The organism is Photorhabdus sp. RM96S (assembly GCF_042879335.1).
In the GTDB taxonomy this organism is placed as follows: domain Bacteria; phylum Pseudomonadota; class Gammaproteobacteria; order Enterobacterales; family Enterobacteriaceae; genus Photorhabdus; species Photorhabdus kayaii.
Genome location: NZ_JBHFKT010000023.1, coordinates 36599 through 63225 on the forward strand (window position 1 = coordinate 36599; position 26627 = coordinate 63225).

The following is a 26627-nucleotide window of genomic DNA, read 5'->3' on the forward strand; positions in this document are numbered from 1 at the left end:
CTCGAATACTTGAAGAAGTTAAGAGGATGATAAAAGTAAACGAGATTATAGAAAGAATGGTAGCTTTTTTTAGTGAGAGATGTTCAGCCTGATGAACTCATAACTGCTGTTTTTGAGAGTGAATACGATAGCATCGAAAACATTAATAAATATAATGAATTATTTTTTAATAAAGAAAGTTATTTTATAGTATAGGCAAAATTATTTTCACTTATTATGCTAATGCAATGTAGTATGTAAATTTTAATTTCTGCTGAGAAATTTATGTAATAGATTTTCTTAGCTAGTAAAAGATTTCATTAAATTTAAAAGTAAAATTAAAGAGAGATAGTTTTTTATGAGTAATAATGATAAACCTAATGTTGCGGTTGGTGGTTCAATGAATACTAAAATAGGTCCATATGATGTTCATATTGAAGGTGTTCACCCAATTTCATATTATGAAGGTAGTTCTCCCTTTGATTCTAATGATCAAAAAATTGAAATTCAGGATAAATTACAATTAGATTCAGAAACAAGTTTTTTGCCAAATTTTTCAGCAACTGGTGGTTACATGAGTTCTGGGCAAATGGTAAAGGCACTAACAGATGGTGCTAAATATGCTCCAATGGGAGGCATTGGCTTTGCGGATATAGTTAATACTTATAAAGATAAATATAACAAAGAGAATTGCCCTATTTGTGAAAAAAAAGATTGTCCGGTTTTAAAAAGAGATTGTGAGAATATATTGAGGGGGATAAAAAAATTTGGCTCAGAGAAAAAAGCATTTTTGATGGGTAATCCAAATATCACCAGACCAATTATGGCTAATAGATACGTTTTTAATTCAACATTACCTGTTGTAATGAGTTATGTATCTAAGTTTGAAGGAAGAATTAATTCAAATGTAAATACTCTGAGAGAATTTTTTGATGATCGATTCTTTTTAGAGCAGAAGATAAATTCATTTAGATTACTACCAGTTAAAATTCAAGCTGTTTTACAAATATTTGTTTATGGAAGGGATGCAAGAGATTCAAAATATGATAAATTTTATAATAACCTTAAAGGATCTATAGGAGAAGTAAATTATAATAAAGCTATAAAAGAGCTACATGATAATATGCCGCTGACAGAAAGAAATCTTTTTGTTTTAAATGAATTAATAAAAGCAAATGGTAATATTAATAATGAGGTAGGGAAAATAAAAAAATTAACTACATACTTAGCTGATTTTGATAAAAAATATGGGTATGGAACAGGAGAAGATGCTAGCTATTCTGAAGACTGGTATGGTGCTTATACTGGTGAGAGCAATAACTTGCCTCAGAAAATGAAGGAAATCTTATTTGCGATGCGGCACCCTATTGCAGCCTATGATATTGGGCTCTACGAAAGAGGTGCTACCAATATCACGACTAATGCGGTACGTTTTTCAACCCAGGGGAATAGTAAAACGAACCCCAATGGTACATTACTGGATAATAAATATAAGGAAGGCTCCCAGGTCAATGCTTTCCGGCATACACTATGGCAAGCTACCATTGCTGCTCGGTATGGTGAGGAAGTCGCACTCCATGCAGGCAATGCTCATGAAAGTAATCCTAAAATAGATCTTAACATCCGGCAGTTTGCTGCCCTTAAGGACGCTGATCAGACAATTGATTTACTCAATAACCAGATAGGGCGTAGGATTGGCCTACAGAGCGGGAACTCGTCAATGAAAGCGCAGGCCAAGGCAGTGTTGAATCGCTTTCATAAAGAGGGACTGTATGTTGCCAAGAAAAATGCGATGGGGTTTGAGATTGTCAAAGAAAAAATCACCGATGAGCAGTTTTCTTATATGAACTCGGTATTTGAAAGAGGAAATGAAGATGGCTTTTCACCTGAGTAACTATTGGCGATGCAATTGGAACAGCAGAAAAAATAAAATCATTTTTTTTTCATGTACATTGCTGATAGTTTTTTTTGTGTTCAATAGTAACCGACAGTTTAGCATTGTGAAGAGTATGTTTGATTATGCTGATAAACATTGCCAGCAAAACACAGACTGCGTGGTTAACATCAGCAAAATCACGCCGTTTAAATGGGACACTTTGTATGTTATTGATAGTGGCTGGAATCTTGACGAAATTAAGTCTGTCATTGGTGCTGAGTTAAAGGAAAGGACTGATATCTTTTCCAAGATTATCTTTGTTAAGGATGGGCAAGTGGTTTATTTCGAAGAGTATTATTATTATCCGGATTCAGGGGATGAAAAAATTTTGGTTCTCGATTTTGATTATGAGAATCAGGAAAAAGGGCTTATAGCTTATTATCGTGTTCCCAGAGAAGCTCCCAAAATTGTCATAAAAATGAAAGGAGACCCATCAGTAGAGGACAAAATTTACTATTTATTTTCTTCCGCTAATGAGCAGCAGGTTCAGAGGAACCCCTCATCATTCCGAAAACCATCATGATGCCTTGATGTTAAAAAAACGCATCATAATACCCGGTGATATTTGCCGGGTTTACTAAATAATAGCAACAATACACCATACCAGCTAAAGAAATGAAAACTAACAACAACATCAATACCCTGCACTTGATTCTTGTTGCCATAAATGTGCGGCTAATAGGGCTTTCCAGGGGGCGAAATCTGCCAACCATTTTTCTGCTTGTTCTGCGGAAACTTTTTCATTTTGATTGAATAATCTTTGGATATTACGTCTTACTGCGACGTCGCCATGCAATGAGCCATTTAAATAGTTAAATCCTCGTAACAGGGAATAGTTAATTGTCCACATACCAATGCCTTTTATAGCGAGTAGATTATCTATCAATTGCTGAATATCTGTCTCACTATTAGAGATTGCTAATGTTAATTCACCAGATTCAATTAATTGACTTAAGCGGAGTAATGCCTTGGCTTTGCTGACGGAAAATCCGCATTGGCGTAATTCATCTTCTGAATGGTTGACAATTTGTCTGGCGGTTGGAAAGCACCATAGCCCGGAAGAGTGCTGAACGCCCATTGCCTGAATAAATCTCCTGCGAATAGAGATGGCTGCACTGACGCTGATCTGTTGGCCTATAACCGCCCAACTTAATGCTTCAAACGGTGTGGCCGATTGATAAATTTTTAGACCTGATTATCTGGCAATAAGTGAACCAATAACCGGGTGTTCTTTATATAAACACTCAAATAGATGAACTGGCTGTAGAAGCCCTAGCATATGTGATGCTAAAGTAGATAAGCGCTCATCAGGGCCTGTTGTGTCACCATCAATCTTAAGTTGTATATGTGCGGTTTTTGCATTAATCGCTATGGTTAATTCCGCAGGTTTGTCATCCCACATCATCCCTTTTTGAATTTTATTCTGTTCCACAATTTCAGCGATATTTTGTTTATCCCTTTGATGAAGAGCGAAAAAATCGTGGGTATGATAATTATCGGGTAATGTAATTTCTGTGGATAAAGTTGTTTGCATTTCTTCTCTCCAAAGGTATGGGTGTTTTAGTTAGCACTTTGGATAAAAAATCACTGAACCTTGTTTTTAAATTTTAAAATTTTTTCTGACAGGAACAATATCGTTAATTTGTGGTCTTTGTATATGTTAGTTAAAGGAGGGATTAATGAAAGCATATTATTTTAATTTACGACAGAAAATTTTGACATCTGTTCTACTTTTTTCATGTTGTATAGGTTTTGCTTACTCAAATACAAATATGCATAAACAGTTTTTCCGTCATGATGGTAGTGAAATAACTTACTATCTTAAGCAAAGAGGTGGTAAGAATCTATTGGTGCTGATACAGGGCTCTGATTGTAATAGTATCGCTAATAATAAGTTTGTGAATAATACATTCAGCGATATTTATCCCGATAGTGATGTTCTGACTGTGGAAAAATATGGCATTAATGCATCACTCCCTTGGTCTGATGTTGTTGAGCGTTCAGATTGTCCCAAGGTTTATATTCAGTTGGATACGCCAGAGCAGCGAGTTAAGGATTATATTCAGATCATTGATTATCTGAAACATCAGAATAAATATAACAAGATCATTATTTTGGGTGGAAGTGAAGGGGCAGTGGTTGCTAATTTAATTACATCACAAGTCAATTATATTGATAGAACTGTGTCACTGAATGGTGGAGGTCGGTATTTCGCTGATGATGTTATTCATAGTATGAGGAGTGAGGTGCCACCAGAGCATATCGATGAAGCAATTAAAGAATTTAGGGATTTTCAGCAAAAAATAGCTACCGGGAATAATATGGGTCATATAGAGATGAGTAATCACGGTGCTAATTGGTGGAGAATCTCACTTGGTATTGATCAATATAAAGTGTTAAGTCAAACTAAAAGACCTATCTTGATTATTCAAACACTAAATGATAATTCCGTCAGCGCTGGCTCAGCGATAAAAATGGAAGAACAATTAAAGAAAGATAATATTACCTTTTATCAATACCCAGGTCTAAGTCATGGATTTAGGAATAGTGAAGGTGTTTTGCAGATTACTCCTATAGTTGAAGATATAAAGAATTGGTTATCTATACCCGTCGTCTTTCAAGTTGCCTCTTTGTTGGCTGCACTCACTCACCCCGGTCACATAGTTATCTATGCTCCCGGGGATTCGCTCCCTTGCCGCCGCGATGCATCTTGAAATCCATAGGGTATATACCCGTTATCCTTCAAGTTGCCTCTTTGTTGGCTGCACTCACTCACCCCGGCCACATAGTTTGTTATGCTCCCGGGGATTCACCCCCTTGCCGTCGCGATGCATCTTGAAATCCATAGGGTATAGGGATTATGGATAACCGTCTGTTATCTAAAATAGTATTAATTCGCCGATTTTTTCATATTGGGAAGTGATATTAAATTTGGAAATAAAACGTGGTATAGTCAAAATTGACACCACGTTTTTTTGTATTATTTTTGCGTAGTGATTGTTATTAATTCCATATCTCATTTGTTATTATAATGGGTGAATGGGATGTAATTATAATATTTACTATAAATCATCACTTGATTAATATACCGCTTGTTATTTCTACAAAATATAGTGTTAAAACGTTATGAATTATTTGTTGTTTATGAAATGATGTTCTCGACTTTAGCTTTTGTAGAGTAGAGGGAAATAGCTGTTTATTTTTCATTATTTTTCATTATTATTTATCTCTGTCATTATATTCGATTGAAAAAATTACTGAAATATCCTGCTCATTACAGGATGTAATATCTTTTTTATTTTCCATTGGGTAATAAAATATTGATTTTAAATTAATTAAATTTATTTTTTTATTTTATTGACAATACATTAATGGCATCTATAGTTATATGTATTAGATAAAGCATCAATATGGCATCAAAAATGCTATAGATATTATCTAAATGCTGGATAAATTCCTGATAAACACCTTATTTTCTAGTGAAAATGGTTACCGTTTTGTGTGGGCAAGATAAATAGCTTATTGTATATATTTTTGAGTGATATAAGTTATTTATCAATTAGTTAGATTAAATTTTGGAGTTTATATTATGATAATTAAGAAAGATATTTTATTAAATGAAGAGCTAATTGTCGATGATGAGCTTAAAGTGGGTAAAGTAGAGAAGGTCAATATTGATATTCTGTCACCCAGCTCAGTTATCGTTAGTCTAAATATTTTAGGCGTAGTTGATGATTTTCATCTATTACTCATTGATGGTGATAAAGATAAAGACAAGATTGTGCTGCTCTATCTTTCTCTTTTACGTGTTCTTCATGAAAAATTAGAAGTGAAAGTAAAAATCGCAAAAAGTAATCTTACTAAGATAAAATATATAGTAGGAGTTGAAATTTAAGAAGTATTTGTTAAATTTCTAAATGAGTGCGTAGAATAATATATTCTGTAGAATAATTGAATTTTGTTTGAAAGATATAATCATATAGAGCTGGTTTTATTAAATTCAAAAAGATATTTTCTGCTAGATGCACTTAGTCAAAGGCAGAATGGTAATATTATCGCTCTGCCTTTTTCTATTTTAATGAATTGTTATGTAATTAAAGTAATAAAATCAGATAAATAAACGCAGTTTATTTATCTGTGGTAATAATGGTATAGAAAGAAACTAAATTTCCTCTATTTTACATACTATTAGTTTGATCTAAACGTGGAGAGTTATAATTAATATTACCTGAAGAGCGGCATATAGTTATACGATCAATACATCGATTATAATTTCTATAATTTATTTTTCAACTCTGTAATTGTACCAATAATTTTATCTTTTTAAGGAGAGTGATAAATACCCATATTATTATCATTTATATATGTAACTATTAGATGTGGAAGAAGTTAATGATATATCAAGGTTTTCATATGAAAGATCTGAATTTCTGTTTTTTGTGACAATGTAGACGTATTTTTAAATTAAGCTATCACCTTTATTTGACAACGTATGAATGGCATCTATAGTTATATGTGTTAGATAAAGTATTAATGTAGTATTAAAAATGCTAACTACTATATCTGATGCGTAGATGACCTATTAATGCATATTGATTTTATAGTAGAAGTGTCCTTTATCTTATATTCCACAAGTAAACAGTTTGTTGTTCTGCATCTTGGGTAATATAAGTCTATTTATAAATTAATTATATTTTGGAGTTTGATATGGATAGTACAATTGTCAGTAATGCTGATATTGATAAAGGTCAAAATTCTGGTAAAATAGTTAAAATTGAACTTGCCCTCGCGAAAAGTAAGACAGAGAGAAATGTAGTAAAATTTTATATCTCAGGCGATGTTTGTGTATTGGATAGTGATGCCTTGACGGGCGATGATTTTACTCAGGCTTATCTTATTCTTGTACACGCTTATTATAAGGGTGAGAAAGTAACGATTGATGTTGATCAAACTAACTCTCAAGTAAATATCATTACTGGAATAAAAGTTGGTGTATAGTGGTCTATTAGTTCAGATAAATTATAATTTTCTGATTAATAGCCTCACTAAATACAGAGATATTACAAGCAGGAATTAAGAGAAGTATTTCCTTGGTAGAATGAAATTAATTTTATTAAAATGTAGAAAGATTCTCTACTAAATGCACTTAGTCAAAGGCAGAATGATAATATTATCGCTCTGCCTTCCTCTATTGGAATTAATTATTGAAAAATAAAACAACAATATCTCATAAATAAATTCCACTTTACTTATCTTCGGTAATATTATTATAAGTAAATAATTATATAGCAAACAATCACATTAACTCTATTTTACAATGCTTAAATTTAATTCCTTTACAAATTTAAATGTCCATATATTATTGCTCGAAGAAAAACTTATATTTTTATTTTAAAGTGATAAAACCACAGTGAAACTATAAAGTTGTTTTTTATATTATTACCTTAATTGAAAGTTTTATGATGAAAAAATAAATTTTTTAACAGTTTCTTACTGTTTTAAATAGCTAATGTTATGATTTTTTGTTGGATTTGTCAGATCTAAAAAAATCATAGTTAATTTGAATTTTTAAACGGAAAGAAATGTAAATCTATAATATTATGTATGATGATATATTGAAATTGAATTTTTTCTAAGAGATTTATATTGATTAAAACAGGGCCGCAATTAATACAATTGTTATAGTTTTAAAGCGACATAATATTAAAATATCAGGAGACGACATGCTTGATTCGAATTTAACAGATAATGATAGTAAGAATTCTTCCCCAGTTTGTTCTTTTAATGAATGGGATCCACTTGAGGAGGTTATTGTCGGTGTCGTTGATGGCGCCAGATTTCCCGGTTGGCATATGGCGATAGAGCCAATACTACCACCGAATCAGATTGCTAATTTTCATCGGTATGCAGGTCGGTCATTTCCGCAAGAGCAAATTGATGCAGCATCTAGAGAATTAGAAGAGTTTGTCCATATTCTTGAAGGTGAAGGCGTGACAGTACGTCGTCCGGATCCGCAAGACCAATCTCAGGTATTTGGTGCGCCAGGCTGGAGTAGTACAGGGTTTTATTGTGCAATGCCTCGCGATGTGCTGTTAGTTATTGGAAATGATATTATTGAATGCCCGCTAGCATGGCGTTCTCGTTATTTTGAGACAGCGGCATATAAGACTTTACTTAAAGATTACTTTAAGAAAGGGGCAAAATGGAGCGCTGGGCCAAAGCCACAGTTGACCGAGGAACAATATAATTTCGAATGGCATCAGCCTAATAGCAAGGAGCGTGTTCCCCTTGCTATAACTGAGTTTGAACCAACTTTTGATGCTGCGGATTTTATTCGATGTGGGCGAGACATCATTGCTCAAAAGAGCCATGTTACAAATGAATTTGGTATTGAATGGCTTCGTCGTCATATAGGTGATGAATATCGTATTCATGTTTTTGAATTTAACGATGATAGCCCTATGCACATTGATGCCACTTTTGTTCCTATGGCGCCAGGAAAACTGTTAATTCACCCAGAAAAAGTATTAAAAATTCCTGAATTGTTTAGGAACTGGGATGTATTACATGCACCGAAACCGGTTATTCCTGATGACCATCCTCTGTATACGACCAGTAAATGGATCAACATGAATATTCTGATGTTGGATGAACAGCGAGTGATTGTTGAAAAGCAGGATGAACCAATGATCGCTGCGATGAAACGCTGGGGCTTTACGCCTATTCCATGTAATTTCAGGAATTTTAATACGTTCGGCGGTTCCTTCCATTGTGCAACAGTGGATGTAAGACGGCGTGGAACTTTACAGTCTTATCTTGACTAGGAATAATGATGGCTATCTGGAGATATTCCCTTTGGGATGCAGCAATGTTTGCATTAAGTATCTTGCATACGGTAGCCACTATTACGCTAGTTGTTTATTGGAATGGTTTCACTATTATGGGGTGGTTGACTCATGTTATTCTCCTGACATTGATGATAACTTACAACATAATGGTGATCTCGCATTTTTTTACCCATACTCCCTGGTTTGTTTCTAATACCATGAATATGTTTGTGTCTATATTGAATTCAATGAATATTGGGCAATCTATACAGTCTTATCATTTGTCCCATGTTCGTAATCACCACAAATATAATAACGACCGGGGAGTCGGCGAAAGTGGACCTCAGGATACTTCTTCAACCTTTATCAATGGAAAAGAAATAGGGGAACATAATGCTCTTTGGCGTTATTCTACCATTGGTGGAATATTTACTCTTTATAACAGTTTAATTCGTATGTTATGGGCTATATTTATATGGCATAAACCGCTTAGTAAAGCTGATAGAGGATATGAAAAACTTCTTTCAAGAGTAAAAGTTAGGAGAATGAAAGAGTTGTGGCAATTGAGACTGGATAGATTATTTCAAGCGATGTGGGTTATTATCTTATTCACTTGGTCTTGGGAATAGAGCTTATTTTGCTATCTACCTTCTCTATATTTTGCCTTTGTTCTGGTTAATATACAAAATTATTATGAGCATTATGGTGCATTGCCGGAAAATAAATTTGCAAATTCAGCGAGTTACTATGGTCGTGTCTATAATTTTTTGATGTTTAATGATGGCTATCACCAAGAACATCATATCTCAGGAAACACGCATTGGAGGCTATTACCTGATTTACGTAGGAAATATTCGACTCAGCTTTCTGCACAGAAGAGGGTTATTAGTCCGGTACCTGCAATATTGGGTTTTTTACATAGACGTAGATCGTTACTTCATAGATCTATAAACCCTATGGATTTCAAGATGCATCGCGACAGCAAGGGAGTGAATCCCCGGGAGCATAGCGAACTATGTGACCGGGGTGAGTGAGTGCAGCCAACAAAGAGGCAACTTGAAAGATGACGGGTATAAACCAAAAATAATGGGTGAATCGACTATAATGCAAAAAAATTCGAGATTAGAGGAGCAACGCTGGCAGAATCGGAGTTTATGATATATGAAACATCAAACAATATATCTATACACGCACTTTCTGCCCTTTTGGATGGTCGCCTTGCGGCTTGTCGGGTTCGTAATTTTCTTCCGTCAGAACAAAGCAGGAAAATAATTGAGAACTTTTGGCGTTCCCCGGCACGGACTCCTCGTTACGGAGAAGGTATTGAAGGTGTTGAGGGATATTTCATTGGAGCATCGCATATTGAAAAAGATACCCGCCAATATATTGAAGAAGCGGAACATTTCCGTTCTTCAATTAATGAGGTGTTTCAAGATACGATCAATCCAATTGATCATTTCATTGATCAAGTAATTCATTTTAGTAGTAATACCCTACGGGTAATACGTCCTGCAATGTATCATGGTGTTGCGGCGGGTAATGTAAAAATTGTGTATTGGAATAATTTTGGCGAATTTCTTTTATTACCTCATGATGATCTTGCACAGTTAAGTGATCCGAGCCAGAGTGATTTTGAGATCCAACAGATTAATCGTGTTATGGCGGTAAATTTTTACGCTGACGTTCCTCAAAATGGCGGACAATTAAAAGTATGGAATATTCAACCTGATGACCAATCGCGTAGTGCCCTTGGTTTAACTTACAGTGGTTTTCCATACCCGTCGGAGTTATTGGAAGATCATGCAAGTATGGTGATTAATATTGAGGCGGGAGATTTGGTATTACTGAATGGGAACTTGGTCCATGCGGTACTGAATAGTAATACTATCTCTGCACCAGAACGGCGTTTACTGATGACCTGTTTTATGGGATTACAGCAAAATGGTGATCTTATTTGGTGGACCTAACGTAACGTGCTCATGGAGATTGAAAACTGCTCACAGATATTTATCTATACCCTATGGATTTCAAGATGCATCGCGACGGCAAGGGAGTGAATCCCCGGGAGCATAGATAACTATGAGACCGGGGTGAGCGAGTGCAGCCAACAAAGAGGCAACTTGAAAGATGACGGGTATATAATCGTATAATATGATTGCCTCTGAGAGAGGGTTGATATTTAATCGGTGTTAGATTTGGCTGCTGCGTTGACTTGTGTACATTAAATGTAAGACAGGGTGTGGATTCTCTATGATTTCTAAAGCTCAATGGATCTCTTATAGCTCGACTTTGATTTTTGTTTTATTGTGGAGCAGTGGTGCGATTTTTTCTCGGTGGGGACTCGATCATAGTACCGCGTTTGCCATTCTCACGATGCGTTTTGCTATTGCGCTTATTTTTTTGATATTTCTGGGATTATTATTCAGGCATAAGGGCTATTATTTACCTGAGCATGGTACTCGCAAACAGATAGCAGGCACCGGTATTTTGTTAATTGGCGGTTATTCTATTTGTTACTTTTTTGCTTTGGATAATGGGATCACGCCTGGCGTTTTGGCTACAGTTATGGGAATTCAACCGATTATCACATTGTTGGTGATCGAACGTCGTTTCTCGGTTGTACGTTTAGCGGGTTTATTATTAGCATTACTGGGTTTGGTATTAGTGGTGTATCAAAGCTTGGTGCTGTCTCGGTTTTCTATTGCTGGTATTACTTTTGCCTTAGCCGCATTGGCTTGTATGAGTATTGGTGCGATTTTACAGAAACGAATTCATCAAGCTCCCTCTGCGGTTTTACCCCTGCAATATAGTGTTAGCCTACTACTTTGTTTATTGTTTGTTCCTTTCCAACCTTTTGAGTTTCAACTGGTGCCTGGCTTTATTATTTCATTGCTATGGTTAGGGTTAATTATCTCTGTTGTGGCTCAATTATTACTTTACCGACTCATTCGGGCAGGTAATTTGGTGAATGTAACCAGTCTTTTTTATCTCGTTCCTGGTGTAACCGCTGTAATGGATTATTTGTTTCTGGGAAATTCATTACCTGCTCTAAGTTTGTTGGGAATGGTAGCCATTTTATCAGGACTTGTATTAGTCTTTCGTACAAAGAGAGTCTCTCTTGCCACTGAATAAATCTGGGTTACCGGGCTTACAATTAGTCCGGTAATTGCTTTTTTATGAATGTTGAAATCAGTACTAGCACGAATTCATCTGTTCTGATGAGTAACCACAGTTACTTTCTGTTTCTCTTTATATATTAAATGATAATCATTATTACTTGGATGTTGGTTATTTCCGTCTTACAGTACTCACAACATATTTATTGCTATCAGACTGCATATATATGTCTTGTTTTATAATCTTATATAAGGAAATTCATGATGAAATCGATGATATCTAAAGATAATATTAATTTATTTATCAAAAAAATAGATGAACTGGTTAATATTGAAAATGAAAAAAAAGGTGGGGCTTTCGCAGTTGCTATTATCCACGATGATAAGATAATTTATCAGCGTCATATCGGGCAGGCGAGCATTGAACATGCTGTGGCTATACAGCCTAATACTAAATTCTATTTGGCGAGTGCTTCAAAACAATTCACGGCTTTTTGCATAGCCTTGCTGGAGAAAGAAGAAAAGCTCAATGTCAAGGATAAAGTCAGTCAATATTTGGATTATTTACCCGAGCATTTCTCTGATATTACCATTGAGCATCTTATTCATCACACCAGCGGGTTACGGGATGTATTTTTACTTTATAGTCTGGCAGGTAAAAACTCAAGTTTTGACTACTGCAATGCTGATTTAGTGAAAAAACTGATCCAACGACAACAGACACTAAACGCTCCCATTGGGGAATATAATATTTATAGCAACACGGGCTATTATTTGCTGGGGGAAATCATCAGAGTGGTTTCAGGTAAGTCGTTAAAAAAATATTCAGAAGAAAATATTTTCGCTCCATTAGAGATGAAAGATACCATTATCTGTGATGATATAACCGAGATTATCTCTAATCGGGCGATGGGTTACACTTATAATGAGAATTCGCAACAGTGGATAAGAAGCGATATCAATAATTCTGTGACGGGTAGTGCAGCGGTTCACTCCACCGTGAATGATTTATGTCGTTGGGCTAAAGCATTTTATTCGCCATCTATTGTTCAGGATTTACTGCCTCAATTATCTCGTACACCAGATTTAACCAATGGCAATCGTAACAACTATGCTTACGGTTTGATTATCGACCAACGCGCAGGGCAAAGGATAATACAACACAGTGGTACCTATGCTGGCTTCAGGGCTAATATTTGTATTTTACCAGATGCTAAATTAGGTATCGCGATGACTGCTGCAACCGATGTTGATGTTGGTAAATGGACGGATAAGCATATTGATATATTGTTTAATACCGAAGCTGAGCCAGAAAAACCACATTGCTTAACCAGTGATATTGATATCACCGGTATTTTCCGAGGGATAGAGCCTTACCCTTATATTATTACTAAAGAAGATGTTTATCTTTTAGGTAATTTATTTACAAAAGGTAACCCGATTATTTTTAACTCTGACGGTACATTCCAAGAACAAGGAAGTAAAATCCAGTTCAGGCCCGTCATTGAAAATGACAGTGTTATCGCATTGGAACATATTGATGAAATTGGTAACGTTTTTTATTTGAAAAAGATGAACAATGAAGATAGTGTTGATATTCAGTTATTGTCAGGGCGATATTATAGTCACGAAACAGAGGCAGTAATTAATATTATAGCGTCTGGTGATGATATTTATATTGATGGGATTATCCATCCGGTAAAAAAAGAGGTTTTGCGACGTATTTATGGGAATAGTTATTTCTCTCCCAGTACTGAATTTGTTGTTGATTTTGAATTTGATCCTGACACGAATAAATCTCGTTTTTATATCGGTAATTCACGTTGCTTGAATGTGGAATTCGTTGAAATTTAGTCACAGGTTAGTAAATATATACCCTATAGATTTCAAGATGCATCGCGACGGCAAGGGAGTGAATCCAACAAAGAGGCAACTTGAAAGATGACGGGTATAGAATTAATATTATGAGGACCTAAAGATATTTTCTATTAGATACACTTTGTTCCAGGCAGAACGATTATATTTATGTTCTGTCTGTTTTTTATAAATATTAGGAGATTAATCATGAAACTGACAATATCCACAGATAATATTAAATTATTTATCAAGAAAATAGATGAATTAGTTAATATTGAGGATAAAAAAAAGGGTGGCGCTCTCGCCGTTGCGATTACCCACGGTAATAAAACCATTTATCAGCGTTATATTGGGAAAGCGAGCATTGAACATGCTGTGGCTATAAAACCTAATACTAAATTCTACTTAGCGAGTGTTTCAAAACAATTCACGGCTTTTTGTATAGCTTTGCTGGAGAAAGAAGGAAAGCTCAACGTCAAGGATAAAATCAAACAATATTTGGATTATTTACCCGTGCATTTCTCTGATATTGCCATTGAAAATCTTATTCATCATACCAGTGGGTTACGGGATATGTTTTTACTTTATGGTCTGGCAGGTAAAAATTCAGATCTTGACTACTGCCATGCTGATTTAGTCAGAAAACTGATTCAACGACAACAGGCATTGAATGTCCCCACAGGGGAATATTATCTTTATAACAACACGGGCTATTATTTGCTGGGGGAAATCATCAGCGTAGTTTCAGGCCAGCCGTTGAAAAAATATGTAGAAGAAAATGTTTTCGCCCCATTAAAGATGAAAGATACCTTTATCTGCGATGATATAACCGAGATTATCTCTGACAGGGCGATGGGTTACACTTATAATGAGAATTCTCAACGGTGGATAAGAAGCGATATCAACAATTCTGTGGTGGGTAGTGCAGGGGTTCATTCCACCGTGAATGATTTGTGCCGTTGGATGAGAGCGTTTTATTCGCCATCGATTGTTCAGGATCTGTTGCCTCAATTATTCCGTACACCAGATTTGACCAATGGAAATCGTAACAATTATGCTTACGGTTTGATTATCAGTCAACGCGAAGGGCAAACGATAATACAACACAGTGGTGCTTATGCTGGCTTCAGAAATAATATTTGTATTTTACCGGATGCTAAATTAGGTATCGTGATAACCGCTGCAATAGGTGTTAATGTTGCTAAATGGGTGGATCAGTATATTGATATATTGCTTAATACCGATGTTGGGCCAGAAAAGCCGCATTACCTAACCGATAATATTGATATCACCGGTATTTTCCGAGGGATAGAGTCTTATCCTTATGTTATTACCAAAGAAGATGTTTATTTTTTAGGTAATTTATTCGAAAAAGGTAACCCGATTACTTTTAATCCTGACGGTACATTCCAAGAGCAAGGAGGTAGAACCCGGTTCAGACCTATCATTGAAAATGACAATGTTATCGCACTAGAACGGATTGATGAAAATGGTAATGTTTTTTATTTTAAAAAAATGAATGATGAAGAGAGTATCGATATTAAACTATTGTCAGGGTGCTATTATAGTTACGAAACAGAGGCGGTAATTAATGTTATATCGGCTGATGAAAATGTTTATATTGATGCGATTATCCATCCGGTAAAAAAAGAGGTTTTGCGGCATATTTATGGGAATAGTTATTTATCCCCAGGAACTGATCTTATTGTTGATTTTGAATTTGATCCAGATTCAAATAAATATCGTCTCTATGTCAGTAATTCGCGCTGCTTGAATTTGGAATTTGTTTCGGTTTAATTAACAGGTTAGTAAATGAAAATTTAGGACAGTATTTCGTTAGTAGGATAGGATTGATACTATTGTGAGAGTCTGGAGATATTTTATATTAGATGCACTTCATCCTAGGCAGAACGGTTATATTTATGTTCTGCCTGTTTTTTGTAAACATTAGATCTAAAATGATTTCTGAAATCAAATAACTATTTATAAAAGTTAGCTAATTTTGATTTTCACCCACAGTTACTTTATATTGTCATCCATACATTAAATGATAATCATTATCACTTGGGTGTTTCTTGTTTACGCCTTATAGTTCTGCCCGCATATGTTGTATCACCAGATTGTATATATGTGCCCTGCTTGTATAACTTTAAATATTAGGAAATTAATGGTGGAACTGACAATATCTACAGATAATATTAAATTATTTATCAATAAAATAGATGAACTGGTTAATATTGAAAATAAAAAAAAGGGAGGGGCTCTTGCCGTTGCGGTTACCCACGGCGATAAAACCATTTATCAGCGTCATATTGGGCAAGCTAGCATTGAACATACTGTAGCTGTAAAACCTGATACTAAATTCTATTTAGCGAGTGTTTCAAAACAATTCACGGCTTTTTGCATAGCTTTATTGGAGAAAGAAGGAAAGATCAGGGTTAAGGATAAAGTCGGACAATATTTGGATTATTTCCCCGCAGAATTTTCTGACATTACCATTGAACATCTTATTCACCATACCAGCGGGTTACGGGATAAATTTTTACTTTATCACCTGGCAGGTAAAAATTCAGACTTTGATCACCGTCATATTGATTTGGTGAGAAAATTGGTCCAACGGCAACAGGCACTTAATTTCACGTCTGGGGAGTATTATCTCTATAGCAACACGGGCTATAGTTTACTGGCGGAAATAGTCAGCGTAGTTTCAGGTAAATCGTTGAGGAAATATGCAGAAGAAAATGTTTTTGCCCCATTAAAGATGAAAGATACCTTTTTCTATGATGATATAACCGAGATTATTCCTGATCGGGCTATAGGTTATGCTTATAATAAGAAGCTGCACCAGTGGGTAAGAAACGATATCAATAATTCTGCTGTGGGTGGTGGTGGGCTTCACTCCACCGTGAATGATTTGTGTCGTTGGATGAGAGCATTTTATTCACCATCGATTGTTCAGGATCTGTTGCTTCAATTATCCCGCACACCAGATTTAACCAATGGCAATCGCAACAATTATGCTTACGGTTTGATTATCAGCCAACGCGAAGGGCAAACGATAATACAACACGGTGGTTCTTATGCTGGCTTCAAATCTCACGTTTATATTTTACCAGATGCTAAATTAGGTATCGCGATTACCGCTGCAATAGGTGTTGATGTTTCTAAATGGGTGGAACAGAATATTGATATCTTGTTTGGCACCGATATTAAGCCAGAAGAACTGTATTGCCTAACCAGTGATATCGATATCACCGGTATTTTCCGAGGGGAAGAGCCTTATCCTTATATTATTACCAAGGAAGAGACTTATTTGTTAGGTAATTTATTCGAAAAAGGTAACCCGATTATTTTTAACTCTGACGGTACATTCCAAGAGCAAGGAGGCAAAATCCGGTTCAGACCTATAATTGAAAATGACAGTGTTACTGCACTGGAACAGATTAATGAAAATGGCAATGTCTTTTATCTTAAAAAGAGGATTGATGACGGAGGTATCGATATTCAGCGATTGGCAGGGCGATATTATAGTCATGAAACAGAAGCAACGATAACTGTTTCCCCTTCTGGCGATGGGATTTATATTGATGGGGTAGTTTATATTGGTAAAAAGGAGGTCTTGCGGCGGATTTACGGAAATAGTTATTTTTCTCCCAGTACTGAACTGATTATTGATTTTGAATTAGACCCTAATAGCAATAAACCTCATATCTATATCAGTAATTCACGTTGTTGGAAGATAGAATTCGTCACAGTTTAATTTATAAAATGATAAATTAGAATTAGGAGCGATATGGTTATAGTAGAATGGAATTAATACTATTGAGGAGATAGAGATATTTTCTATTAGGTGCACTTTGTTCCAGGCAGAAATATTATATTTAGTTCTGCCTGTTTTTTTAAACATCAGCTCCGATAATTACTTTATATTGCCATTCACATATTAAATGATAACCATTATCACTTGGGTATTTCTTATTTACGTCCTACAGTACTGTTTGTATATGTATTGATATCAGGCCGTGTATATTTTATTTTGTAACCTTAAATAAGGAGTTTCATGATGAAATCTACTATATCTACAGATAAGATTAAGTTATTTCTCAAGAAAATAGACGAATTAGTTAATATTGAAAATAAAAAGAAGGGTGGCGCTCTCGCCGTTGCAGTTATCCTCGGCAATAAAATCATTTATCAGCGTCATATCGGGAAAGCCAGCATTGAACATGCTGTGGCTGCAAAACCTAATACTAAATTCTATTTGGCGAGTGTTTCAAAACAATTCGCAGCTTTTTGCATTGCCTTATTGGAGAAAGAAGGAAAGCTCAGCGTCAAAGATAAAGTTGGGCAATATTTGGATTATTTCCCGATAGAATTTTCTGATATTACTATTGAACATCTTATTTATCATACCAGTGGATTACGTGATGAATCTTTACTTTATCGCTTGGCAGGTAAAAACTCGCGTTTTGATTACCATGATATTGATTTGATAAGAAAACTGACGCAGCGGCAACGAGCGCTTAATTTTACGCCTGGCGAATATTATACTTATAGCAACACGGGCTATCATTTGCTGGCGGAAATCGTCAGTGTGGTTTCAGGTAAATCATTGAGAAAATATGCAGAAGAAAATATTTTCGCTCCGTTAAAGATGAAAGATACTTCTTTCTATGATGATGTCACAGAGATTATTTTTGATCGGGCGATGGGTTACACTTATAACAAGGAACCGAACCGGTGGGCAAGATATGATCTCAATGGTTCGGTGGTAGGTGGCACAGGGGCTTATTCTACGGTGAATGACTTGTGTCGTTGGATCAGAGCATTTTATTCACCATCCATTGTTCAGGAACTGTTGCCTCAATTATCTCGTACACCAGATTTAACCAATGGCAATCACAATAATTATGCTTACGGCTTGATTATCAGCCAACGAGAAGGGCAAAAAATAATACAGCATGATGGTTCCTATGCTGGTTTCAAATCTGATGTTTGTATTTTACCTGACGCTAAATTAGGTATCGCTATTACCTCTGCAACGAATATTAATGTCATTCAATGGATTGAACAGTGTCTTGATGTGTTGTTTAACACGAATATAATTGAACCGGAAAAACCACATTGTCTAATCTGTGATATCGATATCACAGGAATTTTCCGAGGAGCAACGCCTTATCCTTATATTATCACCAAAGAGGATTGCTATTTATTGGGTAATTTATTCGGAAAAGGCGAACCGATTACTTTTAACTCTGATGGCTCATTCCAACAGCAGGGAAGTAAAACCCGATTCAGACCTATCATTGAAAATAATAGTGTTATCGCATTGGAAAAGATTGATGAAAATGGCAATGTTTTTTATTTTAACAAGATGACTGATGACGATGTTATCGATATTCAGAGATTGTTATGGAATTATTATAGTCATGAAATAGAAGCAACGGTGACTATTTCTGCTTCTGGAGATGAAATTTATATTGATGGGGTTACTTATTCTGAGAAAAAAGAGGTTTTACGGCGGATTTACGGTAATAGTTATTTCTCCACGAGTACTGAATTTGTTATCGATTTTGAATTTGACTCTGATATGAATAAGCCTCACCTTTATATCAATGACTGGGGTTGCTGGAGGGTAGAATTTGTTGCAGTTTAATTTTTAAAGTGATAAATCAGAATGAAGAATGGCATTGTTATAACAGGGTGTAATTAATGTTGTTGAGGGCCTAAAGATATTTTCCATTAGATGCATTTTGTTCCAGGCAGAAATATTATATTTAGTTCTGCCTGTTTTTTAAACATCAGCTTCGATAATTACTTTATATTGCCATTCACACATTAAATGATAACCATTATCACTTGGATATTTCTTATTTACGTCTTACAGTACTGTTTGTATATGTATTGATATCAGGCCGTATATATTCTATTTTGTAACCTTAAATAAGGAGTTTCATGATGAAATCTACTATATCTACAGATAAGATTAAGTTATTTCTCAAGAAAATAGACGAATTAATGAATATTGAAAATAAAAAGAAGGGGGGCGCTCTCGCCGTTGCGGTTATCCTCGGCAATAAAATCATTTATCAGCGTCATATCGGGAAAGCCAGCATTGAACATGCTGTGGCTGTAAAGCCTAATACTAAATTCTATTTGGCGAGTGTTTCAAAACAATTCGCAGCTTTTTGTATTACTTTGCTAGAAAAAGCAGGGAAGCTTTGCGTCAAGGATAAAGTTGGGCAATATTTGAATTATTTCCCTGCGGAATTCTCTGATATTACCATTGAACATCTTATTCACCATACCAGCGGGTTACGGGATGAGTTTTTACTTTATGAGCTGGCAGGTAAAAATTCGGACTTTGATCACCGCCATATTGATTTAGTCAGAAAATTGGCTCAACGGCAACAAGCGCTTAACTTTACTCCTGGGGAATATCATCTGTATAGTAATACCGGCTATAATTTGCTGGCGGAAATAGTCAGAGTGGTTTCAGGTAAATCGTTAAGAGAATATGCAGAAGAAAATGTTTTTGCCCCATTAAAGATGAAAGATACCTTTTTCTATGATGATGTCACTGAAATTATCGTTGATCGGGCAATGGGCTACACTTATAACGAGGATTCATGCCGTTGGATAAGAGATGATCTCAACGATACAGTGGTCGGTGGTTCAGGGCTTCATTCTACGGTAAGTGATTTGTGTCGTTGGATCAGAGCCTTTTATTCACCATCGATTGTTCAGGATCTGTTGCCTCAATTATCCCGCACGCCAGATTTAACCAACGGTAATCGCAACAATTATGCGTACGGTTTGATTATCAGCCAACGCGAAGGGCAAACGATAATAGAACACGGTGGTTCTTATGCTGGCTTCAAATCTCATGTTTGTATTTTACCGGATGCTAAATTAGGTATCGCGATTACCGCTGCAATAGGTGTTGATGTTTCTAAATGGGTGGAACAGAATATTGATATCTTGTTTGACACCGATATTAAGCCAGAAGAACCGTATAGCCTAACCAGTGATATCGATATCACCGGTATTTTCCGAGGGGAAGAGCCTTATCCTTATATTATTACCAAGGAAGAGACTTATTTGTTAGGTAATTTATTCGAAAAAGGTAACCCGATTATTTTTAACTCTGACGGTACATTCCAAGAGAAAGGGGGTAAAATCCGATTCAGACCCATCATTGAAAATGACAGTGTTACTGCACTGGAACAGATTAATGAAAATGGCAATGTCTTTTATCTTAAAAAGAGGGTTGATGACGGAGGTATCGATATTCAGCGATTGGCAGGGCGATATTATAGTCATGAAACAGAAGCAACGATGACTGTTTCCTCTTTTGGCGATGGGATTTATATTGATGGGGTAGTTTATATTGGTAAAAAGGAAGTCTTACGGCGGATTTACGGGAATAGTTATTTCTCTCCCAGTACTGAACTGATTATTGATTTTGAATTAGATACTGATGCCAATAAACCTCATTTTTATATCAGTAATTCACGTTGTTGGAAGATAAAATTCGTTGCGGTTTGACGGATAGAATGGAATTGACATTATTGAGATTTTAAAGATATTTTTATTTAGATATACTTTTTACCCGGCAGAACTATCATATTTATGTTCTGCCTGTTTTTTGAAAATATCAGCACCAAAATGATTATTGACAGCGAATAACTGTTTGCAAAGGTTAACCAATTTTGATTTACAGCCGTAGCTACTTTATATTGCCTTTAATATATTAAATGATAACCATTACCACTTGGATGTTTCCTGTTTACGTCTTACAGTACTGCCCACATATATATCGCTATTAGGCTGAATATATATGTTTTGTCTTATAACCTTAAATAAGGAAATGCATAATGAAATCTACCATATCTACAGATAACATTAATTCTTTTCTCAAAAAAATAGACGAACTAGTTAATATTGAAAATAAAAAAAAGGGTGGAGCATTCGCTGTTGCTGTTACCCACGGCAATAAAACTATTTATCAGCGCCATATAGGAAAGGCTAACATAGAACATACTGTGGCGGTAAAACCTAATACTAAATTCTATTTGGCGAGTGTTTCAAAACAATTCACCGCTTTTTGCATAGCTTTGTTGGAGAAAGCAGGAAAGCTCAGCGTCAAGGATAAAGTTGGACAATATTTGGATTATTTCCCTGCGCACTTCTCTGATATTACCATTGAACATCTTATTCACCATACCAGTGGATTACAGGATCAATTTGGGCTTTATAATCTGGCAGGTAAAAACTCGGACTTTGACCACCGTCATATTGATTTGGTGAGAAAAATGGTTCAACGGCAACAAATGCTTAATTTTATGCCTGGAGAATATTATCTCTATAGTAATACGGGCTATAATTTATTAGCGGAAATAGTCAGGGTGGTTTCAGGTAAATCATTGAGAGAATGTGCGGAAGAAAATGTTTTCGCCCCATTAAAGATGAAAAATACCTTTTTCTATGATGATATAACCGAGATTATCTCTGATCGGGCAATGGGTTATGCTTATAACGAGGCGTTGCGTCAGTGGAGAAGATATGATCTCAATGATGCGGTGGTTGGTGGTTCAGGGCTTTATTCTACGGTAAATGATTTGTGTCGTTGGATAAGGGCATTTTATTCGCCATCGATTGTTCAGGAATTATTGCCTCAGTTATCCCATATGCCAGATCTAACTAACGGCGATCGTAACAATTATGCCTACGGTTTGATTATTAGCCAACGTGAAGGGCAAACGATAATGCGACATGGTGGTTCTTATAGTGGTTTCAAATCAGAAACGTGCATTTTGCCTGATGCTAAATTAGGTATCGCTATTACCTCCGCAGCAAATACTAATGTCTATAAGTTTATCAGGCAGTGTCTTGATGTGTTGTTTAATACTGGTGTTACTGAACCAAACAAACAGCCTTGCCGGACCAGTAATATTGATATTACCGGTATTTTCAAAGGAATGGAGCCTTTTCCTTATATTATTACCAAAGAAGATTGCTATTTATTAGGTAATTTGTTCGAAAAAGGCAATCCGATTATCTTTAACGCGGATGGAACATTTCAAGAAGAAGGTGGGCAAATCCGCTTCAAACCTATCATTGAAAATGAGCGTGTTATTGCATTGGAACAGATTAATGAAAATGGCAATATTTTTTATTTGAAAAAGATGATCGATAAAGGTGATATCGATATTCATCGATTGTCAGGGCGTTATTATAATCATGAAACAGAATCGATTATCAATATTGAAGTATTAGGTGATGAGATTTATATTGATGCAATTATCTTACCGGGAAAGAGAGAAGCTTTACGGTGGATTTATGGGAACAGTTATTTTCTTCCGGCGACAGAGTTGATTATTGATTTTGAATTTAACTCTGATACAAATGAACCTCGTGTTTATGTTAATGATGGATATTGTTGGAAGATAGAATTCGTCTTGGTTTAATTGATAGGGTTGTAAATATGAATTAAGAACCGTGTTTTTCTAGAAGGATAAGAAAATTAGATTGAGATCATAAAGATATTTTCTATCTAATCTATTTATTTTCAGGCAGAACTATTATGACGATGTTCTGCCTGTTCGACATGATTTTGATATTTTAATTGCTTCATGGATTGTTTTTGGTTTATATTCTCATCGCTCTTGATATGTTAAGGATACACCTTTCCTCTAATTAGAGATACAATTTAGTCTTTATTATAATAGAAGGGAGGTAAATTTATGAAAAAGGGTAAATTATGTGATGTTAATTCATATTTCCTAATCAGAATGTACAGGGTATAGTAAATAAAAAGACTATATTTAGCTACGAAATTATATTTGTTTGAATGTTATTGCCCGTTTTTTACAAATGTAATTAACGGTTATTTTAAATAGAGTAAAACGATAATAGGCAGAAATACTTAACATGATTAATATAAATAAAACATATCCATATGAGGATGATCAGATACCTTGTGATTTTGATTCTGAGGTCGTTATTGCGTTAGTTGGCGCTGTAGGAACAGATTTGGAAATAATTAGAGATTCTATAACAAAGAAACTTAATGCGTTCAGGTATGATGTACAGGAGATAAGAATATCTTCTGAAATCATTTCGGTATTAAGAGATATTCCGTCAACAAGGGATAATTATGAAAGGATAAGTTGCTTAATGTCGGAGGGTAATTATTTAAGAGAGTCTAGTCAGGATAGTTCTATACCCTATGGATTTCAAGTTGCATCGCGACGGCAAGGGAACGAATCCCCGGGAGCATAGATAACTATGTGACCGGGGTGAGTGAGTGCAGCCAACAAAGAGGCAGCTTGAAAGATGACGGGTATATATTAGCATTGGCTGCGGCAGCAAAGATAAATAAAGGAAGAAGAAAGAAAAACACTTTACCAACACCATCGGTCAGGAAAGCATATATTATAAATTCTCTTAAACACCCGGATGAGGTCAATGCATTAAGGGATATTTATGCAAATGGCTTTTTCCTGATAGGTGTATATACTGGTGAATCACAAATATTAAGAAATCTTATTGTTGATAAATGTATTGATGAGGTAAAGGCTAAAAAATTGATCGATCGTGATTCTAATGAGGGGAATAAATGGGGACAGCATACCAGAGATACTTATGAGTTATCAGATTTCTTTATAAATTATGATGGAAATAAAAATAGGACCGACAATAATATATGGAGAATATTAGATCTTATTTTTGGTAATCCATATGTCACACCAACCTTTGATGAATATGCTATGTTTATGGCTTTTTCTGCTTCTTTACGATCAGGGATCTTTCCCGTCAGGTTGGTGCGGTATTAACCAAAGATAAGAATATAATCTCAACTGGAGCTAATGATGTACCCCGATTTGGCGGAGGATTATATTGGCCTGATTATGTAGGAGATGCAATTGAAAATGCTGAAAATGGTAGAGATTATAAGATAGGTGAGGATTCAAATGCGAAACAGAAAAGGTTAATTATTGAAGATGTACTTAAAGGTATTGTAGATGAACAAAAGGAAGTATTTAAGGAATATCTCCTAAAAAGTAAAATAAAGGATATTACCGAATATGGCAGGGTTGTGCATGCTGAAATGGAGGCAATCTTGGCATGTGCAAGAAGTAACATTAGTACTCATAATGGAATATTGTATTGTACTACATTCCCTTGCCATAATTGTGCAAAACATATCGTTGCCAGTGGTATAACACGAGTTGTCTATATTGAACCCTATCCTAAAAGCAAAGCTTAGGATGCAGATGCTACCATTATCTTATGTAGAAAAAGAGTCACAATCAGTAATTAACGTGGATAACTTAATAGAGGAGTTAGGAAAATGACCGAGAGAGAAGAGTTTCTAGCTTATTTAGCCGAAATGAGAAAAATAGTTGAGCAATGGCCAGATTGGAAAAAAGTTGGATTGAGAACTCCTCGTAATCCACATATATCCCGTAGAGATAATATTGCGTTAAAACCTGGAGGTTATACGACTTTCACTAAAAACAAATTGGTATAACTTATTCTTACTTAATTGAAAAACAGAGAGTTTGATAAGGGTTTTCTCACTGTTAGAAAACTAATTAAAATAATAGAATAAGGTTTTATTTCAACACCTTGATAGACACATCGATGTGGGAAAATATAAAAAGTAACCCTTTTTAGGGTTACTAGTAAATATAGTGAATAACTTAAACTCATTACTTATTTTAAAAAAACGCTCGCCTTAAACCTAATTCCAGACCGCGAATTTCTGCCAGACCTTTTAATCGGCCAATGCAGGAATAGCCGGGATTAGTTTGTTTTTTCAGGTCATCAATTATTTGATGACCATGATCAGGGCGCATAGGTATCAAACGGTTATCTCCAGCCTTTTTACGGCGATATTCTTCACGTAGGATTTCCATCACTACATTATACATATCCACATCACCTGCCAAATGAGAGGCTTCATGGAAAGTTTTGCTGTTTTCTTCCCGTTGGGTGGAGCGCAGGTGAGTGAAATAGATTCGATTGCCATAGCGTTTAATTATCTCGACCAAATCATTATCACCACGAACGCCATAGGAGCCGGTACACATGGTAATACCGTTAGCCGGGCTTGGTTCAATGGTTGCTAGCCATTCAATATCTTCAATAGTGGAAATAATACGTGGTAAGCCCAGAATAGGACGCGGCGGATCATCCGGGTGAATTGCCAGACGTAAACCATATTCTTCACATACAGGAACAATCTGGTGCAGAAAATAAGCCAAATGTTCACGCAGTTTATCGCGGGTAATATCTTTGTAGCGATCTAATTGCGCCTGAAATTCTGCTAACGTATAGCCCTCTTCGGCCCCCGGCAGACCGGCAATAATATTAGTGGTGAGTTTCTTAATATCAGCAGCAGACATGTTGTCGTAATAGACTTTTGCCTGAGCTTGTTCTTCGACGGTGTAATCAGCTTCTGCATCTGGACGTTTGAGGATATAGATTTCAAATGCGGCAAAGGCAATTTGATCAAAACGTAGGGCTTTAGAACCATCAGGGAGTGAGTATTCCAGATCGGTGCGTGTCCAGTCCAGCACAGGCATAAAGTTATAGCAGACGGTATCGATGTCACATTCCGCCAAATTTTTCAGTGAAGTTTTGTAGTTATTAATCCATTGCTGATAGCGACCGGTCTGAGTTTTAATCTCTTCATGGATAGGCACACTTTCAACAACTGACCAGATAAGCCCCTTATTTTCGATGAGGGTTTTACGGGCCAAGATTTCGTCTTTGTTCCAAACGTGTCCGTTAGGAATATGGTGTAATGCGGTAACGATGCCAGTTGCACCAGCCTGACGGATATCATCTAAAGAAACAGGGTCATTTGGGCCGAACCAACGCCAGGTTTGTTCCATTGTTATC

Annotated in this window: 22 protein-coding genes and 1 pseudogene; 20 read left to right on the forward strand and 3 right to left on the reverse strand. The window is 35.7% G+C overall.

Features of this window, described 5'->3' with window-relative positions; translation table 11 throughout:
* Nucleotides 1-337 precede the first annotated feature (337 nt).
* Nucleotides 338-1873, forward strand: coding sequence for a DUF6973 domain-containing protein (locus tag ACGF49_RS14910; protein WP_262977906.1), 1536 nt, complete (start codon nucleotides 338-340; stop codon nucleotides 1871-1873).
* Between the two features lie 115 nt (nucleotides 1874-1988).
* Nucleotides 1989-2438, forward strand: a complete 450-nt coding sequence (locus ACGF49_RS14915; protein ID WP_387491643.1) for a hypothetical protein — start codon at nucleotides 1989-1991, stop codon at nucleotides 2436-2438.
* Between the two features lie 111 nt (nucleotides 2439-2549).
* Here ACGF49_RS14915 and ACGF49_RS14920 read toward each other — a convergent pair whose 3' ends face one another.
* Nucleotides 2550-3098: a DNA-3-methyladenine glycosylase 2 family protein gene (locus ACGF49_RS14920; protein ID WP_349010565.1), complete on the reverse strand. Its 549-nt coding sequence runs from the start codon at nucleotides 3096-3098 to the stop codon at nucleotides 2550-2552.
* A 12-nt stretch (nucleotides 3099-3110) separates the two neighbouring features.
* Nucleotides 3111-3449 carry a hypothetical protein gene (locus tag ACGF49_RS14925; protein WP_349010563.1) on the reverse strand — a complete coding sequence of 113 codons (339 nt, stop codon included), beginning with the start codon at nucleotides 3447-3449 and terminating at the stop codon, nucleotides 3111-3113.
* 145 nt (nucleotides 3450-3594) lie between these two features.
* Between ACGF49_RS14925 and ACGF49_RS14930 the strand changes: the two genes are divergently transcribed.
* From ACGF49_RS14930 to ACGF49_RS15015, 18 genes and pseudogenes are all read left to right on the forward strand, one after another.
* Nucleotides 3595-4629, forward strand: coding sequence for an alpha/beta hydrolase family protein (locus tag ACGF49_RS14930; RefSeq protein ID WP_387491646.1), 1035 nt, complete (start codon nucleotides 3595-3597; stop codon nucleotides 4627-4629).
* A gap of 875 nt (nucleotides 4630-5504) precedes the next feature.
* Nucleotides 5505-5810, forward strand: a complete 306-nt coding sequence (locus ACGF49_RS14935; RefSeq protein WP_113041250.1) for a Cro/Cl family transcriptional regulator — start codon at nucleotides 5505-5507, stop codon at nucleotides 5808-5810.
* 812 nt (nucleotides 5811-6622) lie between these two features.
* Entirely contained in the window at nucleotides 6623-6913 is a 291-nt protein-coding gene (locus ACGF49_RS14940) for a hypothetical protein (protein ID WP_113041248.1), read from the forward strand.
* Nucleotides 6914-7638: 725 nt separating this feature from the next.
* Entirely contained in the window at nucleotides 7639-8739 is a 1101-nt protein-coding gene (locus ACGF49_RS14945; protein ID WP_113041247.1) for an amidinotransferase, read from the forward strand.
* Nucleotides 8740-8855: 116 nt separating this feature from the next.
* Nucleotides 8856-9776 (forward strand): annotated as a pseudogene (locus ACGF49_RS14950) (fatty acid desaturase family protein).
* The gene (locus tag ACGF49_RS14955) at nucleotides 9760-9900 is read left to right on the forward strand and encodes a hypothetical protein (protein WP_158536495.1); all 141 of its coding nucleotides are present in this window, start codon (nucleotides 9760-9762) and stop codon (nucleotides 9898-9900) included. The pseudogene ACGF49_RS14950 and the gene ACGF49_RS14955 overlap by 17 nt, the downstream one beginning before the upstream one ends.
* On the forward strand, nucleotides 9897-10709 hold the full coding sequence (locus ACGF49_RS14960; protein ID WP_113041246.1) for a hypothetical protein: 813 nt from the start codon (nucleotides 9897-9899) through the stop codon (nucleotides 10707-10709). The genes ACGF49_RS14955 and ACGF49_RS14960 overlap by 4 nt, the downstream gene beginning before the upstream one ends.
* Before the next feature lie 283 nt (nucleotides 10710-10992).
* Nucleotides 10993-11874, forward strand: a complete 882-nt coding sequence (locus ACGF49_RS14965) for a DMT family transporter (RefSeq protein ID WP_036778977.1) — start codon at nucleotides 10993-10995, stop codon at nucleotides 11872-11874.
* Between the two features lie 245 nt (nucleotides 11875-12119).
* Nucleotides 12120-13712, forward strand: a complete 1593-nt coding sequence (locus tag ACGF49_RS14970) for a serine hydrolase (RefSeq protein ID WP_113041244.1) — start codon at nucleotides 12120-12122, stop codon at nucleotides 13710-13712.
* Between the two features lie 210 nt (nucleotides 13713-13922).
* Complete coding sequence (locus tag ACGF49_RS14975) at nucleotides 13923-15512, forward strand: serine hydrolase (RefSeq protein ID WP_262977902.1); 1590 nt, start codon at nucleotides 13923-13925, stop codon at nucleotides 15510-15512.
* A 370-nt stretch (nucleotides 15513-15882) separates the two neighbouring features.
* Nucleotides 15883-17475 (forward strand): serine hydrolase, encoded by a 1593-nt coding sequence (locus ACGF49_RS14980; protein WP_191214743.1) that lies wholly within the window; start codon nucleotides 15883-15885, stop codon nucleotides 17473-17475.
* 300 nt (nucleotides 17476-17775) lie between these two features.
* Complete coding sequence (locus ACGF49_RS14985; protein WP_113041241.1) at nucleotides 17776-19371, forward strand: serine hydrolase; 1596 nt, start codon at nucleotides 17776-17778, stop codon at nucleotides 19369-19371.
* Nucleotides 19372-19670: 299 nt separating this feature from the next.
* Complete coding sequence (locus tag ACGF49_RS14990; RefSeq protein WP_191214745.1) at nucleotides 19671-21263, forward strand: serine hydrolase; 1593 nt, start codon at nucleotides 19671-19673, stop codon at nucleotides 21261-21263.
* A 329-nt stretch (nucleotides 21264-21592) separates the two neighbouring features.
* The gene (locus tag ACGF49_RS14995; RefSeq protein WP_387491653.1) at nucleotides 21593-23185 is read left to right on the forward strand and encodes a serine hydrolase domain-containing protein; all 1593 of its coding nucleotides are present in this window, start codon (nucleotides 21593-21595) and stop codon (nucleotides 23183-23185) included.
* Nucleotides 23186-23648: 463 nt separating this feature from the next.
* Nucleotides 23649-23999, forward strand: coding sequence for a hypothetical protein (locus tag ACGF49_RS15000; protein ID WP_229015597.1), 351 nt, complete (start codon nucleotides 23649-23651; stop codon nucleotides 23997-23999).
* 8 nt (nucleotides 24000-24007) lie between these two features.
* A complete protein-coding gene (locus ACGF49_RS15005; RefSeq protein WP_240002814.1) occupies nucleotides 24008-24553 on the forward strand; it encodes a hypothetical protein in 546 nt (181 codons plus the stop codon).
* 17 nt (nucleotides 24554-24570) lie between these two features.
* On the forward strand, nucleotides 24571-24987 hold the full coding sequence (locus ACGF49_RS15010) for a deaminase (protein ID WP_229015727.1): 417 nt from the start codon (nucleotides 24571-24573) through the stop codon (nucleotides 24985-24987).
* Nucleotides 24988-25071: 84 nt separating this feature from the next.
* Nucleotides 25072-25251, forward strand: a complete 180-nt coding sequence (locus ACGF49_RS15015; protein WP_113041238.1) for a hypothetical protein — start codon at nucleotides 25072-25074, stop codon at nucleotides 25249-25251.
* A 190-nt stretch (nucleotides 25252-25441) separates the two neighbouring features.
* On the opposite strand, the gene uxuA is transcribed toward ACGF49_RS15015, so the two are convergent.
* Nucleotides 25442-26620 (reverse strand): mannonate dehydratase, encoded by a 1179-nt coding sequence (gene uxuA, locus ACGF49_RS15020; protein ID WP_387491656.1) that lies wholly within the window; start codon nucleotides 26618-26620, stop codon nucleotides 25442-25444.
* Nucleotides 26621-26627 lie beyond the last annotated feature (7 nt).